The organism is Xanthomonas cassavae CFBP 4642 (assembly GCF_000454545.1).
GTDB classification, from domain to species: Bacteria; Pseudomonadota; Gammaproteobacteria; order Xanthomonadales; family Xanthomonadaceae; genus Xanthomonas; species Xanthomonas cassavae.
This window is the reverse complement of the sequence record NZ_CM002139.1, coordinates 194,804-214,465: the sequence shown is the minus strand read 5'-3', so window position 1 is coordinate 214,465 and position 19,662 is coordinate 194,804. Positions and strand designations below refer to the sequence as shown.

The 19,662-nt window shown below is 63.7% G+C and carries 16 protein-coding genes and 1 pseudogene; 13 read left to right on the top strand and 4 right to left on the bottom strand.

Features of this window, described 5'->3' with window-relative positions:
* The first annotated feature begins 166 nt into the window (after nt 1–166).
* The 12 genes and pseudogenes from dnaA to XCSCFBP4642_RS26085 form a co-directional block, all read left to right on the top strand.
* Nucleotides 167–1,495, top strand: a complete 1,329-nt coding sequence (gene dnaA / locus XCSCFBP4642_RS0100930) for a chromosomal replication initiator protein DnaA (RefSeq protein WP_029218142.1) — start codon at nt 167–169, stop codon at nt 1,493–1,495.
* A 275-nt stretch (nt 1,496–1,770) separates the two neighbouring features.
* Nucleotides 1,771–2,871 (top strand): DNA polymerase III subunit beta, encoded by a 1,101-nt coding sequence (dnaN, locus tag XCSCFBP4642_RS0100925; RefSeq protein ID WP_029218141.1) that lies wholly within the window; start codon nt 1,771–1,773, stop codon nt 2,869–2,871.
* 820 nt (nt 2,872–3,691) lie between these two features.
* Complete coding sequence (gene recF, locus XCSCFBP4642_RS0100920; RefSeq protein ID WP_029218140.1) at nt 3,692–4,798, top strand: DNA replication/repair protein RecF; 1,107 nt, start codon at nt 3,692–3,694, stop codon at nt 4,796–4,798.
* Between the two features lie 112 nt (nt 4,799–4,910).
* On the top strand, nt 4,911–7,355 hold the full coding sequence (gene gyrB / locus XCSCFBP4642_RS0100915) for a DNA topoisomerase (ATP-hydrolyzing) subunit B (protein WP_029218139.1): 2,445 nt from the start codon (nt 4,911–4,913) through the stop codon (nt 7,353–7,355).
* A gap of 67 nt (nt 7,356–7,422) precedes the next feature.
* Nucleotides 7,423–8,259: a CPBP family intramembrane glutamic endopeptidase gene (locus XCSCFBP4642_RS0100910; protein ID WP_029218138.1), complete on the top strand. Its 837-nt coding sequence runs from the start codon at nt 7,423–7,425 to the stop codon at nt 8,257–8,259.
* 341 nt (nt 8,260–8,600) lie between these two features.
* On the top strand, nt 8,601–9,407 hold the full coding sequence (locus XCSCFBP4642_RS0100905) for a M48 family metallopeptidase (protein ID WP_029218137.1): 807 nt from the start codon (nt 8,601–8,603) through the stop codon (nt 9,405–9,407).
* 278 nt (nt 9,408–9,685) lie between these two features.
* Nucleotides 9,686–10,882, top strand: a complete 1,197-nt coding sequence (locus tag XCSCFBP4642_RS0100900) for a tetratricopeptide repeat protein (RefSeq protein WP_029218136.1) — start codon at nt 9,686–9,688, stop codon at nt 10,880–10,882.
* A 152-nt stretch (nt 10,883–11,034) separates the two neighbouring features.
* The gene (locus XCSCFBP4642_RS0100895) at nt 11,035–11,706 is read left to right on the top strand and encodes an energy transducer TonB (protein ID WP_033897859.1); all 672 of its coding nucleotides are present in this window, start codon (nt 11,035–11,037) and stop codon (nt 11,704–11,706) included.
* An 85-nt stretch (nt 11,707–11,791) separates the two neighbouring features.
* Nucleotides 11,792–12,553 (top strand): TonB-system energizer ExbB, encoded by a 762-nt coding sequence (gene exbB / locus XCSCFBP4642_RS0100890; RefSeq protein ID WP_029218134.1) that lies wholly within the window; start codon nt 11,792–11,794, stop codon nt 12,551–12,553.
* Nucleotides 12,554–12,599: 46 nt separating this feature from the next.
* Nucleotides 12,600–13,022 (top strand): ExbD/TolR family protein, encoded by a 423-nt coding sequence (locus XCSCFBP4642_RS0100885; RefSeq protein WP_005912447.1) that lies wholly within the window; start codon nt 12,600–12,602, stop codon nt 13,020–13,022.
* A gap of 3 nt (nt 13,023–13,025) precedes the next feature.
* Entirely contained in the window at nt 13,026–13,439 is a 414-nt protein-coding gene (locus tag XCSCFBP4642_RS0100880; RefSeq protein WP_029218133.1) for an ExbD/TolR family protein, read from the top strand.
* A 774-nt stretch (nt 13,440–14,213) separates the two neighbouring features.
* Nucleotides 14,214–14,345 (top strand): annotated as a pseudogene (locus XCSCFBP4642_RS26085) (biopolymer transporter ExbD); the annotation flags it as partial.
* 564 nt (nt 14,346–14,909) lie between these two features.
* Here XCSCFBP4642_RS26085 and XCSCFBP4642_RS0100870 read toward each other — a convergent pair.
* From XCSCFBP4642_RS0100870 to cls, 3 genes are all read right to left on the bottom strand, one after another.
* The gene (locus tag XCSCFBP4642_RS0100870) at nt 14,910–15,677 is read right to left on the bottom strand and encodes a pyridoxine 5'-phosphate synthase (protein ID WP_029218132.1); all 768 of its coding nucleotides are present in this window, start codon (nt 15,675–15,677) and stop codon (nt 14,910–14,912) included.
* A gap of 8 nt (nt 15,678–15,685) precedes the next feature.
* Nucleotides 15,686–15,955: a hypothetical protein gene (locus XCSCFBP4642_RS0100865; RefSeq protein ID WP_029218131.1), complete on the bottom strand. Its 270-nt coding sequence runs from the start codon at nt 15,953–15,955 to the stop codon at nt 15,686–15,688.
* Nucleotides 15,956–16,026: 71 nt separating this feature from the next.
* A complete protein-coding gene (gene cls / locus XCSCFBP4642_RS0100860) occupies nt 16,027–17,487 on the bottom strand; it encodes a cardiolipin synthase (protein ID WP_029218130.1) in 1,461 nt (486 codons plus the stop codon).
* A gap of 136 nt (nt 17,488–17,623) precedes the next feature.
* Here cls and XCSCFBP4642_RS0100855 point away from each other — a divergent pair, with 136 nt between their 5' ends.
* Nucleotides 17,624–18,718, top strand: a complete 1,095-nt coding sequence (locus tag XCSCFBP4642_RS0100855; RefSeq protein WP_029218129.1) for a PA0069 family radical SAM protein — start codon at nt 17,624–17,626, stop codon at nt 18,716–18,718.
* Between the two features lie 68 nt (nt 18,719–18,786).
* Here XCSCFBP4642_RS0100855 and XCSCFBP4642_RS0100850 read toward each other — a convergent pair whose 3' ends face one another.
* Nucleotides 18,787–19,509 carry a 2OG-Fe(II) oxygenase gene (locus XCSCFBP4642_RS0100850; protein ID WP_029218128.1) on the bottom strand — a complete coding sequence of 241 codons (723 nt, stop codon included), beginning with the start codon at nt 19,507–19,509 and terminating at the stop codon, nt 18,787–18,789.
* Nucleotides 19,510–19,662: the final 153 nt, after the last annotated feature.

Here is a 19,662-nt window from a genome sequence, read left to right as displayed (position 1 = left end):
GTGCTTTGACCATCGCGAACAGACCTGCATCCTGTGGATGGACCTGTGAATAAGTCTGGGAAAAGCCGGCCTGCGGTGCTAGTCTGGTCCATCCTCTTTTCACTTCCGGGCTGCGTGCACGGCGCCTTGCTGCGCGCCGCAGCCAGCAACAGATGATCACACTTTGATGGATGCTTGGCCCCGCTGTCTGGAACGTCTCGAAGCCGAATTCCCGCCCGAAGATGTCCACACCTGGTTGAAACCCCTGCAAGCCGAAGATCGCGGCGACAGCATCGTGCTGTACGCCCCGAACGCCTTCATCGTCGACCAGGTCCGCGAACGCTACCTGCCACGCATCCGCGAGCTGCTGGCCTATTTCGCCGGCAACGGCGAGGTGGCACTGGCGGTGGGGTCGCGGCCGCGTGCGCCGGAACCGTTGCCCGCACCGTCAGCGGCGCCCAGTGCGCCGATCGCCGCGCCGATCGTGCCGTTCGCGGGCAACCTGGACTCACACTACACCTTCGCCAATTTCGTCGAAGGCCGCAGCAACCAGCTCGGCCTGGCAGCGGCGATCCAGGCTGCGCAGAAACCCGGCGACCGTGCGCACAACCCGCTGCTGCTGTACGGCAGCACCGGTCTGGGCAAGACCCACCTGATGTTTGCCGCCGGCAACGCGCTGCGCCAGGCCAATCCGGCCGCCAAGGTGATGTACCTGCGCTCGGAGCAGTTCTTCAGCGCGATGATCCGGGCGTTGCAGGACAAGGCGATGGACCAGTTCAAGCGCCAGTTCCAGCAGATCGATGCGCTGCTGATCGACGACATCCAGTTCTTTGCCGGCAAGGACCGCACGCAGGAGGAGTTCTTCCACACCTTCAACGCGCTGTTCGATGGCCGCCAGCAGATCATCCTGACCTGCGATCGCTACCCGCGCGAAGTCGAGGGCCTGGAGCCGCGGCTCAAGTCGCGTCTGGCCTGGGGCCTGTCGGTGGCGATCGACCCCCCGGATTTCGAGACCCGCGCCGCCATCGTGCTGGCCAAGGCACGCGAACGCGGCGCCGATATTCCGGATGACGTGGCGTTCCTGATTGCCAAGAAGATGCGCTCCAACGTGCGCGACCTGGAAGGCGCGCTCAACACGCTGGTGGCACGCGCCAACTTCACCGGACGCGCCATCACGGTGGAATTTGCCCAGGAAACCCTGCGCGACCTGCTGCGCGCGCAGCAACAGGCGATCGGCATCCCCAACATCCAGAAGACCGTGGCCGACTACTACGGTCTGCAGATGAAGGACCTGCTGTCCAAGCGCCGTACCCGCTCGCTGGCGCGCCCGCGTCAGGTGGCGATGGCGCTGGCCAAGGAACTCACCGAACACAGCCTGCCCGAGATCGGCGATGCCTTTGCCGGCCGCGACCACACCACCGTGCTGCATGCCTGCCGGCAGATCCGCACCCTGATGGAGGCCGACGGCAAGCTGCGCGAGGACTGGGAAAAGCTGATCCGCAAGCTCAGCGAGTGAGGGTTTGCTGCGCTTTTCGCCATGTTTGGAAAAAAGCGTGGATGAGTTGGGGTCAAATGCGGGAGAATCTGTGGATAACGTTGCGCCGCGGTTCGTACGAAAAACTATCCACAGGTTTTACCTCGACCCCAGGGGCAGTAGTCCAATGGCTTTCGGGTGCTGAAGTTCTTTTAGAAACAAGGCGTTAGGATGGTTATCCGCTAAAAACGGCTCTACCATCACCACCAAGCTTTTGATTTATCCATTATCTTTAAAGCATAGGGGCACGGAACCACATGCGTTTTACACTGCAGCGCGAAGCCTTCCTCAAACCGTTGGCCCAAGTGGTCAATGTGGTCGAACGCCGTCAAACCTTGCCGGTCCTGGCAAACCTGCTGGTGCAGGTGAAGGATGGCCAGGTCTCGTTGACCGGTACGGACCTGGAAGTGGAAATGATCTCGCGCACGATGGTGGAAGACGCGCAGGATGGTGAAACCACGATCCCGGCGCGCAAGCTGTTCGACATCCTGCGTGCCCTGCCCGACGGCAGCCGCGCCACCATCTCGCAGACCGGCGACAAGGTGACGGTGCAGGCAGGACGCAGCCGGTTCACGCTGGCCACCCTTCCCGCCAACGACTTCCCGTCGGTCGACGAAGTCGAAGCCACCGAGCGCGTCGCCGTGCCGGAAGCGGGCTTGAAGGAGTTGATCGAGCGCACTGCGTTCGCGATGGCGCAGCAGGATGTGCGTTATTACCTCAACGGCCTGCTGTTCGACCTGCGCGATGGCTTGCTGCGTTGCGTAGCCACCGACGGACACAGGCTGGCCCTGTGCGAAACCGAGCTGGAAAATTCCGGCGGTGCCAAGCGCCAGATCATCGTGCCGCGCAAGGGCGTGACCGAGCTGCTGCGCTTGCTGGAGGCGGCTGATCGCGAGGTAGAGCTGGAAGTCGGTCGGAGCCATATCCGCGTCAAGCGCGGCGATGTCACTTTCACCTCCAAGCTGATCGACGGGCGCTTCCCGGATTACGAGGCAGTGATTCCGATTGGCGCCGATCGCGAGGTCAAGGTGGATCGCGAAGCCCTGCGTGCCGCGCTACAGCGTGCGGCAATTCTGTCGAACGAGAAGTATCGCGGCGTGCGCGTGGAAGTGTCGCCGGGTCAGCTGAAGATCAGCGCCCACAACCCCGAACAGGAAGAAGCCCAGGAAGAAATCGAGGCAGACACCAAGGTCGATGACCTGGCCATCGGCTTCAACGTGAATTACCTGCTGGATGCGCTGTCCGCGCTGCGCGACGAGCACGTCGTCATCCAGCTGCGCGATGCAAACTCGTCTGCACTGGTGCGTGAGGCCAGCAGCGAGAAGTCGCGTCATGTCGTAATGCCCTTGCGTCTCTGACGTTGCGTTCCACGTGGAACACGGAAGCCCGGCGAGATCCGGGCTTTTTTGTGGGCGGGGCTTCAAAAAAAGGGATTCTTGAAGACAAAGCCGAGCTCGGACAACGGAAGACGTCCTGAGATCGATCGTATCTGCAGTCATGCATTGATGCATCCAGACAGCAGTAACTTGATGTCTGAAGATTAGATTTCCCGGCAGCGACCAATAGTGAAGTCGTTTGACAAGTGCAGTTATCGCCTGCACCCATTCGATCGCATCACACGACGGCCAATCTGCACCCAAGAGAATAGAAAACCGAGACAAGTCTCCGTTGCTAACTTGCCTGGGCAAATGATTAGCCAACATGAAACGACGGGCGGAGGGGTTGATCGGGCCCAACCAAGTCTCACAAGCATGGGAGACAGGGCCTCCGACCCCGTGTCAGCTGACACGGGGGCATTGGATTGAGGATCCACCCGCGGTCTGCCTGGCCGTCTCAAGAAGTGGTCAGGGTTGACTTATGCACATCTGCATTTGCTTTTAAATCTATAAATAACTTAAGAGCTTTGTGGTGTTGGTAGGAACAAATTTCACCTAAAAGTAGGTCAAGTAGCTGTTTTTCAACCACTTTTAGGTCACGAAACCCTGTGCTTCAAGCCCGATTTTCGGCCTGATAGCTTGTGGACAACTACTGTGAGGGTCTCTGGCTGTTTTTTTGTCCCCAGGTTATCCCCGGCCCATCCCCTGACAATCGCCAGCCCTGGCTGCGCGTAACCTGTCCAATCACGTATCCTCCGCTGCGACCGGAAGCGCCGGATCACAGCCCGGAGTACACCGATCGATGCACATAGTGCGCTTGTCCATCCACCGACTTCGTCGATTCGAGACGGTTGAGCTCTACCCTGCCAGCTCGCTGAACCTGTTGACTGGCGACAACGGTGCAGGCAAGACCAGCGTGCTCGAGGCACTTCACCTGATGGCCTACGGCCGTAGCTTCCGTGGCCGGGTACGCGATGGATTGATCCAGCAGGGCGCCAGCGATCTGGAGGTTTTCGTCGAATGGCGCGAGGACAGCGGCACGGCACAGGACCGCACGCGGCGTGCAGGCCTTCGCCATAGCGGACAGGAATGGACCGGTCGGCTCGACGGGGAGGATGTTGCCCAGCTCGGCACCCTCTGCGCTGCGCTTGCCGTGGTGACGTTCGAGCCGGGGAGCCATGTCCTGATCAGCGGTGGCGGCGAACCGCGTCGGCGTTTTCTGGATTGGGGGTTGTTCCACGTGGAACCTGACTTCCTTTCGCTATGGCGCCGCTACGCGCGTGCACTCAAGCAGCGCAACGCCCTGCTCAAACAGGGGGCGCAGCCTCGAATGCTGGACGCCTGGGACCATGAGCTTGCCGAGTCCGGAGAAACACTCACCTCCAGGCGACTGCGCTACCTCGAACGACTGCAGGAACGCCTGATTCCGGTCGTGACTGCCATCGCCCCGTCTCTCGACCTGTCTGCGCTGAACTTCTCTCCGGGGTGGAAACGTCACGAGGTGTCACTGGCAGATGCCCTGCTGCTGGCGCGCGAGCGCGATCGCCAGAACGGCTATACCTCGCAAGGGCCACACCGCGCCGACTGGGCGCCGCACTTCAATGTGCTTCCCGGCAAGGATGCGCTGTCGCGCGGCCAGGCCAAGCTGACTGCCCTGGCTTGCCTGCTTGCTCAGGCGGAAGACTTTGCCCAGGAACGTAGGGAATGGCCGGTGATCGCGCTGGACGACCTTGGGTCGGAGCTGGATCGACACCATCAGGCCAGGGTGCTGCAGAGACTGGCGCAGGCCCCGGCACAGGTACTGATCACGGCAACGGAGACGCCGCCAGGGCTGGCTGAGGCCGGGGGGGTATTGCACCGGTTCCACGTGGAACACGGTGCGCTCCTCCAGCACGCGGCCCTGCAGTGAGCCAACGGCCGATGCGGGCCGACTGGTATAATTTCCGGGCTATCCCCCTTTTCCCACGGTGCAAAGCGGCTCTTGCCGTCCGCGCCCGTGTTGTGGAGCCAACGGCACGCGCATGACCGACGAACAGAACACCCCGACGACCCCCAATGGCACTTACGACTCCAGCAAGATCACCGTGCTGCGAGGCCTGGAAGCCGTCCGCAAGCGGCCCGGCATGTACATCGGCGATGTCCACGACGGCACCGGTTTGCACCACATGGTCTTCGAGGTGGTCGACAACTCGGTCGACGAAGCCCTGGCCGGCCACGCCGACGATATCGTGGTGAAAATCCTGGTCGATGGCTCGGTGTCGGTGTCCGACAACGGCCGCGGCGTGCCGGTCGACATCCACAAGGAAGAAGGCGTCTCCGCGGCCGAGGTGATCCTCACCGTGCTCCATGCCGGCGGCAAGTTCGACGACAACAGCTACAAGGTGTCCGGCGGCCTGCACGGCGTCGGCGTGTCGGTGGTCAATGCGCTGTCCGAGCGCCTGTGGCTGGATATCTGGCGCGATGGCTTCCACTACCAGCAGGAATACGCGCTGGGCGAGCCGCAGTACCCGCTCAAGCAGCTGGAAGCCTCGACCAAACGCGGTACCACGCTGCGCTTCAAGCCCGCGGTGGAGATCTTCAGCGACGTCGAGTTCCATTACGACATCCTGGCCCGCCGCCTGCGCGAACTGTCCTTCCTCAACTCCGGCGTCAAGATCACCCTGATCGATGAGCGTGGTGAAGGTCGACGCGACGATTTCCACTATGAGGGCGGTATCCGCAGTTTCGTGGAGCATCTGGCCCAGCTCAAGACCCCGCTGCACCCGAACGTGATCTCGGTAACCGGCGAGCACAACGGCATCGTGGTCGACGTCGCCCTGCAATGGACCGACGCCTACCAGGAAACCATGTACTGCTTCACCAACAACATTCCGCAGAAGGACGGCGGCACTCACCTGGCCGGCTTCCGCGGTGCGCTGACCCGTGTGTTGAGCAACTACATCGAGCAGAACGGCATCGCCAAGCAGGCCAAGGTCTCGCTGACCGGCGACGACATGCGCGAAGGCATGATCGCGGTGCTGTCGGTGAAGGTGCCCGACCCCAGCTTCTCGTCGCAGACCAAGGAAAAGCTGGTCAGCTCGGACGTGCGCCCGGCGGTGGAAAACGCCTTTGGTGCACGTCTGCAGGAGTTCCTGCAGGAGAACCCGAACGAAGCCAAGGCCATCACGGGCAAGATCGTCGACGCTGCGCGCGCGCGCGAAGCCGCCCGAAAGGCGCGCGACCTGACCCGCCGCAAGGGCGCGCTGGACATCGCCGGCCTGCCCGGCAAGCTCGCCGACTGCCAGGAAAAGGATCCGGCGCTGTCGGAACTGTTCATCGTCGAGGGTGACTCGGCAGGCGGCTCGGCCAAGCAGGGCCGCAACCGCAAGAACCAGGCGGTGCTGCCGCTGCGCGGCAAGATCCTCAACGTCGAACGCGCCCGCTTCGACCGCATGCTGGCCTCCGACCAGGTCGGCACGCTGATCACTGCGCTGGGCACCGGCATCGGCCGCGATGAGTACAACCCGGACAAGCTGCGTTACCACCGCATCATCCTGATGACCGACGCCGACGTCGACGGTTCGCACATCCGTACCCTGCTGTTGACGTTCTTCTACCGGCAGATGCCGGAGCTGATCGAGCGCGGCTACATCTACATCGGCCTGCCGCCGCTGTACAAGCTCAAGCAGGGCAAGAGCGAGCTGTACCTGAAGGACGATGCCGCGCTCAATGCCTATCTGGCCAGCAGCGCGGTCGAAGGTGCGGTGCTGATTCCGGCGGCCGATGAGCCGCCGATCACCGGCGAGGCGCTGGAAAAACTGCTGCTGCTGTTCGCCGGTGCCAACGATGCGATCGCCCGCAATGCGCATCGCTACGATCCGGCCCTGCTCACCGCGCTGATCGACCTGCCGCCGCTGGACGTGGCCCAGCTGCAGGCCGAAGGCGACGTCCATCCCAGCCTGGATGCGCTGCAGGCCGTGCTCAATCGCGGCACCCTGGGCACGGCGCGCTACCAGCTGCGCTTCGATCCGGCCACAGACAACACTGCGGCAACGCTGGTGGCGATCCGTCGCCATATGGGCGAGGAATTCACCCAGGTGTTGCCGATGGGTGCGTTCGAGAGCGGCGAGCTGCGTCCGCTGCGCGAGGTGGCGCTGGCGCTGCACGGTCTGGTCCGCGAGGGCGCGCAGATCGTGCGCGGCAACAAGTCCCACCCAATCACCAGCTTCGGCCAGGCGCAGGCCTGGCTGCTGGAAGAGGCCAAGAAGGGCCGCCAGGTGCAGCGCTTCAAGGGCCTGGGCGAAATGAACGCCGAGCAGCTGTGGGAAACTACGGTCAACCCCGATACGCGCCGGCTGTTGCAGGTGCGCATCGAGGATGCGGTGGCCGCCGACCAGATCTTCAGCACCCTGATGGGCGATGTGGTGGAACCACGCCGCGACTTCATCGAGGACAACGCGCTGAAGGTCTCCAACTTGGATATCTGAGCCGCCGTGGTCGTAGCGGCGCAGCGCTACGGTGCTGCGTCGGCTAGGCGGCGTTCGCAGGATGACGATGCGCACAGATCTCCCCCCTTCCCCGACGCCGTCCGGCGCCGCAGACAGGCCGCCGCTGCTGCCGGTGTTGCTCGGGTTCGGCATCGATGCGCTGATCGCCATCGGCCTGTTGCTGAGCCTGAGCGTGGCCGGTTTCGCGTTATGGGGCGCGTTCCGCGGCATTGCCCATGTGCAGGCAGCCAAGGCGCAGGGCCTGACGCCCTCGCCGGCCGAGGTCATGGCGGCGATCGGCCAGCCTGGAGTGATGGCGCAATTGCTCACCGCACTGCTCAGCACGGCCACGCCGGCGGTGTTGCTGTATTACTGGCGCCGCCGCGCCAGCGCGAGCGAGCAGGCAGCCTCGCGCGCAGCGGTGCGCCAGACCTCTACCTGGGGCTGGACAGCATTGATCGCAGCGGCGGTTTTCCTGGTCAGCAACCTGGTCAGCGTGGCGGCCTCGGCACTGGGCATCAAGCCGGTGCCGACCAACCTGCCGCTGATGGAAGAAGCCATCAAGCAATGGCCACTGGCGCTGACGGTCTTTGCAGTGCTGATCGCACCGGCGTACGAAGAACTGCTGTTCCGGCGGGTGCTGTTCGGCCGCCTGCTGGCCGCCGGTCACCCCTGGCTGGGCGTCGTGCTCAGTGGCGTGTTGTTCGCGCTGGTGCATGAAGTGCCGGGTATCAGCGGCAATGGCCCGGCGGCCATCGCCCAGCTGTGGCTGGTCTACGGCAGCATGGGCGCGGCATTTGCGTGGTTGTACTGGCGCACCGGTACCTTGTGGGCGCCCATCGCCGCCCACGGCATCAACAATGCCACGGCCTTAGCTGCGCTGTATTTCTTCGGCTTCGGCTGAGCGTGGCGAACCAAATGGCCGCGCCACCGGTCTGCGGGCGCGTCGGGGTCCGGACATCCTCAGGACGGGTCATCGCTCCGGATCCCGTGAGTCGTCTACCCCATTTCGACAATCGCCCACGACGATCTCGCCGCCGCCGGTCAGCCCATCGCCTTAGCCGTTATCCAACCGTCCTGTGCTGGCGTTGGCCGGCACGGAAGCACAGCCTACATGCGCCGTTCTGGCGCGTCAGCGGTATGCGCTGGGCTCTTGTTGACTATGTCTTTACGGGCATTCCAGCGCGCTTGACGAAAAGTTAAGACGAGCCTGCCAAAATGGCCCCAGGGTTACAGGGGGATCGAATGAAAGCCAAGCTGTTGATCGTTGTTGCCGTCCTCGCATTGACGGCGTGCGCCACCACGACCTCGCCAACCGGCCGTCGCCAGGTCGTGGGAGGCGTGTCGCAGGAACAGCTTGACCAGTTAGGCGCGCAGTCGTTCGCGCAGACCAAGGCCAAGGAGAAGGTCAGCACCGATGGCAGGCAGAACGCCTATGTCCAGTGCGTGGTCGATGCGCTGGTGGCGCAACTGCCGCCCCAGTGGCGTGAGACCAAATGGGAAACCGCGCTGTTCGTTGATGACGAAGCCAACGCATTCGCCCTGCCCGGCGGCAAGGTCGGGGTCAACACCGGCATCTTCACCGTGGCCAAGACCCAGGACCAGCTGGCAGCCGTGCTCGGGCATGAAATAGGCCACGTCATTTCGCGGCATCACGAAGAACGCATCACCCGCCAGCTCGGCGCGCAGACCGGGCTGGGGATCATCGGTGCCCTGGCCGGTGCGGCGTACGGCGACGGTGCGGCCAGTGCGGTCAATCAGGTCGGCGGCATGACGGCGCAGACAGTGTTCCTATTACCCGGCTCGCGCACCCAGGAAAGCGAGGCTGACGTCGTCGGGCAGCGGCTGATGGCGCAGGCCGGCTTCGATCCGGCCCAGGCGGTCAACCTGTGGCAGAACATGATGGCGGCCAGCGGCAATCGTCAGCCGCAATGGCTGTCCACGCACCCCGATCCGGCCAACCGCATCCGCGAGCTGCAGGTCGACGTCAACCAGCTCAAGCCCGTCTACCAGCAGGCGCAGCAAGCCGGGCGCAGGCCGAAGTGCGGCTGATCGCCCGACCCGGGCGGGCGGCTCGGCAGCACCTACAGTACCGGCGGGCGCGACTCGCTCTCCGTGGGTCGGCTCACGTCGCTGCAACCACGCGCTCACTGCCGATGACGTGGCGTTAGTGCTCCTAAGCAAGTGCCGTTCATCCTGTTTTCCGCACCACAACATGGAAACCGTTTTCGGGAACTGGGACTTTCTGCTAAGTTTGCCGGCTCAGATTTTTCGTACAGCTTCCATTCCGCTTTTCGCACCGCCCGACGGCGGCTCGTCCGAGGTGAAACATGAAACTGCTCAACCGCAAGCAAGCCCTGTTGTCCCTGTTCATCGCAGCGTCCCTGGGCGGGGCTGTCATCACCGATGCGGTCGCGCAGTCGGACCGCTCCTCCGAGCGCGCCAACCGTAAGTCCAAGAACAGCGGCAAGGCTGAAGAGCTGTATCCGCAGTCCACCCGCCAGGCGCCGACGATCAAGCCGTCGTCCAAGCTGAGCAGCAAGCTGCAGAAGCTGATCGAGACCTTCAACAAGGGTGAAGACTATGCTGCTGTCCGCAGCCAGGCTGACGAAATCCTCGCCAATGGCGCTGCTAACGAAGCTGACAAGGCGCTGGCCGCACAGCTGGCCGCGCAGGCTGCCTACAACCTGGACGACACTGCGGGCGCCAAGACCTACCTGCAGCAGGCCATCGGCCTGAATGCGCTGGACAACAATGGCCAGTTCCAGTCGATGCTGATGCTGGCCCAGCTGCAGATGCAGGACGACCAGCAGGCCGAGGGTCTGGCCACGCTGGACAAGTATCTGGACGAGAGCAAGTCGCAGCGTCCGGAAGACCTGATCCTCAAGGGTCAGGCGCTGTACCAGGCCGAGCGCTACAAGGAGGCGATTCCGGTGTTGAAGCAGGCCATCGCCGCCTCGCCCGAGCCGAAGGACACCTGGAACCAGCTGCTGATGGCGTCCTATGCCGAAGCCGGCCAGACCGGTGAAGCGGTCGCCGCAGCCGAAGCACTCGCCGCCAAGACGCCGAACGACAAGAAGGCCCAGCTCAATCTGGCCAGCATGTACATGCAGGCCGACCAGATGGACAAGGCCGCGGGCGTGATGGACAAGCTGCGTGCCGCCGGGCAGTTGACCGAAGAGAAGGAATACAAGCAGTTGTATTCCATTTACGCCAACACCGAGAACAAGGAAAAGGACGTCATCGCGGTGATCAATGAGGGTATGCAAAAAGGCATCCTCAAGCCTGATTATCAGACATACCTCGCGCTGGCCCAGTCGTATTACTACAGCGAGGACGTGCCGAAGGCGATCGAGAACTGGCAGAAGGCCGCACCGCTTTCCAAGGACGGCGAGACCTATCTGAATCTGGCCAAGGTGCTGCATTCGGAAGGTCGCATCCCGGAGGCCAAGCAGGCCGCGCAGCAGGCAATCGCCAAGGGCGTCAAAAAACCCGAAGACGCCAAGAAGATCATCAACCTGAAGTAAAAAAGAAAATAAACCCCCGAAATCCCTGTGTTTTTAGTGGTTACAGGACTCGGGATTGGTATAAGCTTGGGAGTTCCTGCGGTGTCAAAGCCGTCCGAAAACCTGGGGATCATCACAGTGATCCGGGCCCCCACTGAAAGAGCCATTGGCGCATGACGGAACAACTCGTTATCCACAGGCATGACTATGATGCCGGGAACCAGGGTCTGAGCTGGGCCCGCATTATCGGTATTGCTTTTGTAATTGCCCTGCACCTCACTGCACTGATGATGTTGCTGATCCCTGCAGTGGCGCCGAAGGCTCCGGCAGAGAAGGAGCGCACCACCATGGTGACCCTGGTGGATGCACCGCCTCCTCCCCCGCCGCCGCCGCCGCCGCCGCCGCCGGAAGACAAGCCGCCACCGCCGGTCAAGAATCTGTCGCCGCCGAAGCCGTCACCGGTTCCGCCGCCGCCGGAAGCACCGGTCGTCGATGTTCCCGAACCGCGTCCGAGCGATATCGTCACGCCGCCGAGCCCGCCGTCTCCGCCGCAACCGCCGAGTGACATCGGCGCCAGTGTCGATATCTCGTCCAAGAACATGAACCCGCCGAAGTACCCGCCGGCAGCATTCCGTGCCGGTGTACAAGGTGAGGTCATCCTGATCGTGGATGTGGATGCCAGCGGCAACGTGACCAACGTGTCGGTCGAAAAGTCCAGCCGCAACCGCGACCTTGACCGTGCCGCGATGGACGCAGCACGCAAGTGGAAGTTCAACGCCTCCACCGTCAACGGGCAGAAAGCCGCCGGACGCGTCCGCGTCCCGGTCAACTTTGCTCTGAACTGATCCCACGGGCCGGCTTCGGCTGGCCCAGGATCCTGTCTTCCTTTCGCTCCACCCTTCATCACCACACACAACAAAGGTAAGCGTCATGCTGCAGGAATTTTTTATCGCCGCCGCTGCAGGGGGCTCCAATCCGTCGGCCGCTCTGTCGCAGATGGGCTTCGAGCACTTGATCACCGAAATGACCTCCAGCCCCGGCGACTTCGCCGTGTCCTGGGTCGTGTTGATCACCCTGATCGCCATGTCCGCTGCCTCCTGGTACTGGACCGTCATCAACATCTTCCGCGCCACCCGCCTGAAGAGCGCGGCTGACCGCGTGACCACCGCGTTCTGGGATGCCCCGAATGCACAGGACGCCATCCGCGCCATGGAAGAACAGCCGGCTTCCGAGCCGTTCTCTAAGATCGCACTGGATGCTGCCCAGGCAGCTGCGCACCACCAGCGCGCCGAAGGCAACACCGGTGGCCTGGGCGAGAGCCTGAGCCGTTCGGAGTTCGTCGACCGCGCCCTGCGTCAGGCCGTGACCCGCGAAAGCACCAAGCTGCAGTCGGGCATGACCTTGCTGGCCACCGTCGGTGCGACCGCGCCGTTCGTCGGTCTGCTCGGTACGGTGTGGGGCATCTACGGCGCACTGATCAAGATCGGTGCAACCGGTTCGGCCTCCATCGACGCCGTTGCCGGCCCGGTGGGTGAAGCGCTGATCATGACCGCGATCGGTCTGTTCGTCGCCATCCCGGCGGTGTTCGCGTTCAACTTCTTCTCCAAGGTCAACAGCTCGGTGATCGCCAAGTTCGACACCTTTGCCCACGACCTGCACGACTTCTTCGCCACCGGTTCGCGCGTTCGCTAATCCGGTTGTAAAGAACGCCTTCGCAACGATTTAGACGGAGCCCGTTATGGCCTTCAGTAGTGGAAACAGCGGCGGCCCAATGGCCGACATCAATGTGACGCCCCTTGTGGACGTCATGTTGGTGCTGCTGATCATCTTCATCATTACGGCACCGCTGATGTCCCACAAGGTCAAGGTGGAGCTGCCAGAGGCCAACTTGATCCAGAAGGAAGATGCGGAGAAACGCGCCGCGCCGATCACCCTGGCCGTCAAGGAAGACGGGTCGCTGTACTGGAACGACGAGCCGATCTCCAAGGAAGCCCTGGAGTCGCGCCTGTCCACCGCCGCGCAGCAGACCCCGCAGCCGCCGCTCAACCTGCGCGGCGACCGCACGACCAAAATGCGTACGATCAACGAGATCACCAAGATCGCGCAGGGTCAGGGTATGTTGGACGTCGGTTTCGTTGCAACCAAAGTCAAGGGGCAATAAGCCATGGCATTTAGTACTGGTGGCGGCCGTGGGCCGATGGCCGACATCAACGTCACGCCCCTGGTGGACGTGATGCTGGTGTTGCTGATCATCTTCATCGTCACTGCGCCGATCATGACCTACCCGATCGCCGTGGATCTGCCGCAGCGGGTGCTCAACCCGCCACCGCAGACGACCGAGCCGCCGCCGCCGATCGAGCTGCGTATCGACGCCAGCAACCAGGTGTTCTGGAACAACAGCCCGACGCCGGTGGATCAGCTGCAGCAGAAGATGGAAGAAGTGGTCCAGGCCGATCCGACCAATCAGCCCGAACTGCGCATCGATGCAAGTCAGGATGCGGAGTACGAAGTGATGGCGAAGGTGCTGGCCGCTGCGAAGAACGCGCAGATGAAGAAAATCGGCTTCATGCAGCAGTAAAAACGTATCTGCAAGACCGCAACACAACAGTCATGACGCGACTGCAACGCCACCGGAAACGGTGGCGTTTTTTTATGCGTGTCATCTGGGCGATCGGGCTGCGATATCGGTGGCCGCCATGCGATGGATGGCGGGGACGAAGCAGAAGTGGTTGTGGGTGGGCGGCCTATCGCGCGCGGTGGGCTCGTTGCACATCAGTCCGATGCCACTGCCATATCAAAGCAGGCGATGACTCTTGCCCCATGTGTTCAGAGATAATGGCGAGCTCGTGCGGACTGCCTGCGACGGCAAATCAACAGAGACCTGTTGCGATCGCAGGAGACGAAGCCAACCCAACCTGCCTTCGACACGCATACAAGCCGATGTGCGAATTGCTGGTTGGGCACGGTGGGTCTTCATCGCAGACCGCTGTGGCCCAAGACCTCGCATTGCCATCTGCCCCTTTCTGCAAGCATGGATCTTCTATGCGGACATCGACGCGTGCCGCATGCCGGAACGCGCAAGTGGCGGGTGCCCGTCTTTCCGCTGGTGAGTTGCGGGAAACCACGGTGTATCTGTTCGACCACGGACTGGCAATCCAAACTCACCTTACCGATACACGCCACCACAAGCGGACGTGTCCGCACTCGTGGGCGCCCCTCCAGCCCCCTTCCCTATTGCTGCAGCAAGCGTATGCTCGGTCGTGCAGCACCCACGATCACAGAACCGGAGGCAGTCATGGCTTTCAGTACGACAGGGAATCGGGGACCGTTGGCGGAGATCATGACCGACACGATGCGCGAGACGGCGGGCAATCAGCCTGAGCTGCGTATCGCTGCCAACCAGGATGCCGAGTACGCGGTCCTTGCCGAGGTGCTTGCCGCTGCCAAGAACGCACAGGTGCAACGCATCGCGTTTGTGCAATGAACTTGCACGGATGGCGCAGGCAGTTACCGCGATACCTGGATCATTGACTGCTTACGCTGCGGTGGTTTCAGCCACCGCAGCGCTTTCTGGGCTGCATCGCTGCGTTGTTCATCACCCGCCGTGCCCCATGCCTGTAAATCAACACGTAGTGGATCGGTCGCGCGACCGGCACCTATGTGGCCACTCTGTTTGACAATTCGCCGCTTCTAGTACGTTGTCGAATTGACCAAATACATAGTCCGTACGCGGTCGTCATAGAATCTTTCGGAGCGTTCGTATTTGCTCGCTCACGCTACGCGGCTGGCTGGTCACCGCTCAAAACGCCGGTACCGGGCATGGCGAACAAGACGGCGAATGTGCCCGATTGCGAATCCAAGACGACTTTGCTCACTTCGGAGCGTGGCGATCAACCCCTCAGGTGGATGTGAGCTGCGCACAGCAACCAGGCGCACAGAAGCACTTAAAGAGCACGGGTACAGGCCACGATCGCCCGGCCGCGACACAAGTGTTTTGTCAGCCACTTTCAGGCAATAGCGCAAACCATCAACCAGTGCAGCCCAGGCGTTATGCCTGCGCGCTTGCCCTGCGTAGCAGCTGCACATACGCGCGCACCGTGGCATCCAGTCCCTGGTACAGCGCCTCGCCGATCAAGGCGTGGCCGATCGAGACCTCCAGCACGCCCGGCACGGTGGCGAGAAACTCGCCGAGGTTGGCTTGCGATAGATCGTGCCCGGCATTGATCCCCAGGCCATGCCCTGCGGCGCGACGCGCGGCGTCCGCGAACTCGGCCAACGCATCGGCTGGCTGTCCGTCGGCATGCGCTTGTGCATAGGGACCGGTGTACAACTCGATGCGGTCCGCACCCAGCGCCGCCGCCTGGCCGATCTGCGCATTGCCGGCATCGATGAACAGGCTGACGCGGCTGCCCAGCGCCTTGAATGCGGCGATCAATTCGCCAAGCAGGGCGGTGTCCTGTGCGAAATCGAAGCCGTGGTCGGAGGTGAGCTGGCCGTCGCCGTCGGGCACCAACGTCACCTGCTCCGGACGCGTGGCACGGCACAGCTCCAGCAAACCCGGGTAACCGGGACGCTGTGGCGCGAACGGATTGCCCTCGATATTGAATTCGACCCCGCGCTCGCGGGTCAGCGCACCCAGCGCCAGCACGTCGTCGGCGCGGATATGCCGCTGGTCCGGACGCGGATGGACGGTGATGCCGTGCGCACCGGCAGCGATGCAGGCCCGTGCGGCCTCCACCACGTCCGGGTCGTGGCCACCGCGCGAGTTGCGCAGCACCGCGATCTTGTTGACGTTGACGCTGAGCCGGGTGGTCATGGGCGCGCTCAGGCCTGCGGCTCGCCGTCGCGCGCCGCGGCCAGCGCCGCCGCCTTGCGGGCTTCGGCCACTTCGCGCAGGCGGCGCAGCTCGGCCGGGTCGATCATGCTGCTGGTGTCGCGCTGGGTATCGCCCATGCGCGAGGCAAACCAGCCGCGCGTCCACAGCAGCAACAGCACCAGCGCCACCAGCAGCGAGACTACCAGCAACCACACGTGCGGCGTGCTGAAGGCCAGCACCAGCGCACCCAGTGCCATAAGCAGAAACAGCCAGTGCATGACGAGCTCCCCGTTGAGTGGCGGCAGTGTAGCGCTGCGCCTGGTCTGGTTCCACGTGGGCCGGCGTGGGCTCACAGCAGCGGCGACAACAGCCGTGCGAAGGCTTCGGGCAGGCGCGAGCGCCACAACGGGCGCAGGCGCACGAAACGGACTTCCTGCGCGTGTTGCAGATCGGTGCCGATCATGCCGGCCAGCTCGGCGGCCACCGCCTGGTCGCGGAACAGCATCGATAACTCGAAATTGAGGCGGAAGCTGCGGCTGTCGAAATTGGCGCTGCCGACGACGCAGACCTCGTCGTCGGCCAGCAGCGCCTTGGTATGCAGCATGCGCGGACCGTATTCGTAGATGCGTACGCCGGCTTCCAGCAGCTCGTCGAAATACGAGCGTGCCGCGTAGGTGACCAGGCGCGAATCGCTGACCCGCGGCACCAGCAGGCGCACGTCCAGCCCGCCCAGGGCGGCCGAGGTCAATGCCATCCGGGCCGCCTCGCCGGGCACGAAGTAGGGGGTGACCAGCCAGACGCGGTGCTTGGCCTCATGGATGGCGGCCACCATCAGCCGGTGAATCGCCTCCCACGACGAATCCGGCCCGGACACCAGCACCTGCGCATCGACCGTGCCCTGCGCGCGGGTCGGCACATCCTCCGGCCACAGCTGCTGGCCGTGGAAGGCGGGGCGGCCCTGGCCGGTGGCATACAGCCAGTCTTCCAGGAACACCAGCTGCAGGCTGCGCACCACGTGGCCCTGCAGGCGGACATGCAGGTCGCGGTAGGCATCGGCACGCACCTGCTCGTTCTCCTCGTCGGTGACGTTGATGCCGCCGGTGAAGCCGACCCGGCCGTCGACCACCAGCAGCTTGCGGTGGGTGCGCAGGTTGAGCCAGGGCCGCTTGAATGGCTTGAGGAACTGGGACGGATGGAACCAGGCAGTTTCCACGCCGGCCTCGCGCAGCGTGCGCAGGGCGCGCCGGGTCATCGCCGAGGAGCCGATCGCATCCAGCAGCAGCCGCACCTTGACCCCGGCGCGGGCGCGCTCCATCAGCGCATCGCAGATCGCGGTGCCGCTGTGGTCGGGCTGGAAGATGTAGTACTCCAGATGGATATGGTCCCGTGCGCTCCGGATCGCTTCGATGATGGCGGCGTAGGTGGCAGCGCCGTCCACCAGCCAGTGCACCTCGGTGGCGCTGCTGGGCGCCAGCCCGGTGGTGGACTGGGCGATCTTGGCCAGCTCGGTGCAGTCGGCATCCGGCGGACACACGCTGCTGTAGCTCTCCATGCCCGAACGCGAGCGCCCGCGCCGCAGCCGCTGCCGCTTCACCTTCTGCGGGCCCAGCCAGTAGTAGATCAGCAACCCCAGATACGGCAGCGCCGCCAGCGACAGCACCCAGCTCAGCGTGGCCACCGGCTCGCGCTTCTGCAGCACGATCCAGCCGGCGATCCACAGCAGATACAACACGTAGGCGGCGAGGAGGAGCGCTTCGAGGTGGGGAAGGTTGGCCAGCCAATCCCACGCGCCCTGAGCAAATGCGAGCATGCGCGGATTCTACGGGCCGCACGCGCCGCTGCGATGACCGCGTGGCCAACGCGGCGGCGCGGCAGCGGTCTGAAAGCTTCATCGGGTTGAATGCGCGGTCGCGGCGGATGAGACGGCGCGGCCGTACGATGACGCGATGGCAAGTGCGATCAAGGGCCGTGGTGCGACCGGCCATCTGCCCGGGCGATTCGAGGTCACCACCCAGCAGGCGGTGGACGATGGCTGGTACACCGACGACAGCGAAGAGTTCGCCGCCCCGTCGTTGCGCACCCAGGTGACCGACGAAACCGCGCGCAGCATCATCAGCCGCAACCAATCGCCGGATATCGGGTTCTCGCAATCGGTCAATCCGTATCGCGGTTGCGAACACGGCTGCAGTTATTGCTTCGCGCGGCCCTCGCACGCGTATCTCAATCTCTCGCCGGGGCTGGATTTCGAAACCAGGTTGTTTGCCAAGACCAATGCGCCGGAACTGTTGCGTCGCGAGTTGGCGCGGCCGGGTTATGTGCCCAGCCCGATCGCACTGGGCATCAACACCGATGCGTATCAGCCGATCGAGCGCAAGCGGGCCCTGACGCGCCGGCTGATCGAGGTGCTATGGGAGACACGGCACCCGTTTACGCTGATCACCAAGAATGCGCTGGTGACGCGCGACCTGGACCTGCTCGCGCCGCTGGCACGCGAGGGTCTGGTCAGCGTGCATTTTTCGGTGACCACTCTCGACCCGCATCTGTCGGCAAGGCTCGAACCACGCGCCTCCGCCCCGCATGCACGCCTGCGCGCGATGCGTGCCCTGCACGCTGCCGGTGTGCCGGTCGGGGTCATGGCGGCGCCGGTGATCCCCTGGATCAACGACCACGAACTGGAAGCGATCTTGCAGGCCGCCGCCGAGGCCGGCGCACGCAGCGCCGGTTATGTACTGCTGCGTTTGCCGCACGAAGTGGCACCGTTGTTTCGCGACTGGTTGCAGACCCATCACCCGCAGCGCGCCGAGCACGTGATGAGCACGATCCAGCAACTGCGCGGTGGCAAGGATTACGACAGTGCCTTCGGCACCCGCCTGCGCGGCCAGGGGGTGTATGCGGACCTGTTGGCGCGCCGCTTCGCCCTCGCCCATCGCCGCGCCGGCTTCGATGCACGCACCATGGCACCGCTGGACTGCAGCGCGTTCCGCCGCCCGGCCCCACCGGCCAAGCCGGTGCCTGCGTCGCCGCAGGGGGTGCTGTTTTAGGTCGGGGAATAGTGAATCGGGAGTGGGGAATCGCAACAGCAACAGCAACGCGCTGCCCTTGCGTTTCCCTATTCTCCATTCCCGATTCCCGATTCCCCGCCGTATAGCGCCTGCGCCGATTGAAACAGAATCCAGCTGGTGGCAATGAACTTGTCGCCGCCGACCGGGCGGTTGCCGCGGTGGGTGTGGGTGAAGGCGGTGGGAGCGATCAGCAGGCTGCTGGTGCGTGGGCGGGCCTTGCGTTGCTGGAACAGGAATTCGGTTTCGCCCTGCTCGAATTCCTCGTTGAGATACAGCGTCCACAACAAATGCCGGTGCAGCGTGTCGGCGCTGGCATCGCGCGGATACAGCTCGCAATGCCAGTACGGGTAGCCACCCTGATCGGCGGTGTACCACTGCAGATTGATCGCGCCCGGGCGCAGGCAGGTGCGCGCCAGATCGCCCAGCGCCTGGTCGCTCATCTGCACGATGTCCTCGGCCACCAGACGATGCGGCGTGCCGTCGGCGGTGGTGACCTGCAGCATCAGCGGTGAGATCAGCGCCTGCGGATACTGCCGCAGATAGGTGAGCACGCCGTCGAACACGGCCTGTTGCAGGCGGCTTTCCACCGCAGCCCATTCGGCCACGCCACTGATGCGCAGGTCGCGGCTATGCTTGAGGTCGGGAAACACGCCGCCACCGATGCGGCCCGGATGCAGCTGCTGGCTGTCGCGCATGCGTTGCACGATGGCCGAGCAATCGCTGGCCGGGATGGCGTTGTCGGTGATCTGGATGAAGTCGGGTTGGCTCATGCGCACGACCATAGCAATCTGGCGCGCCGCCTGCAGCGTTCGCCATGTATGGCGAATGGGTTGGATCAGCGCGCGAGGTTGTAGACATCACCAGTGCATGGCGACGTGGCAAAACACCGCGCACGGTGGTGACGGCGCTGACACGCGTTGTGT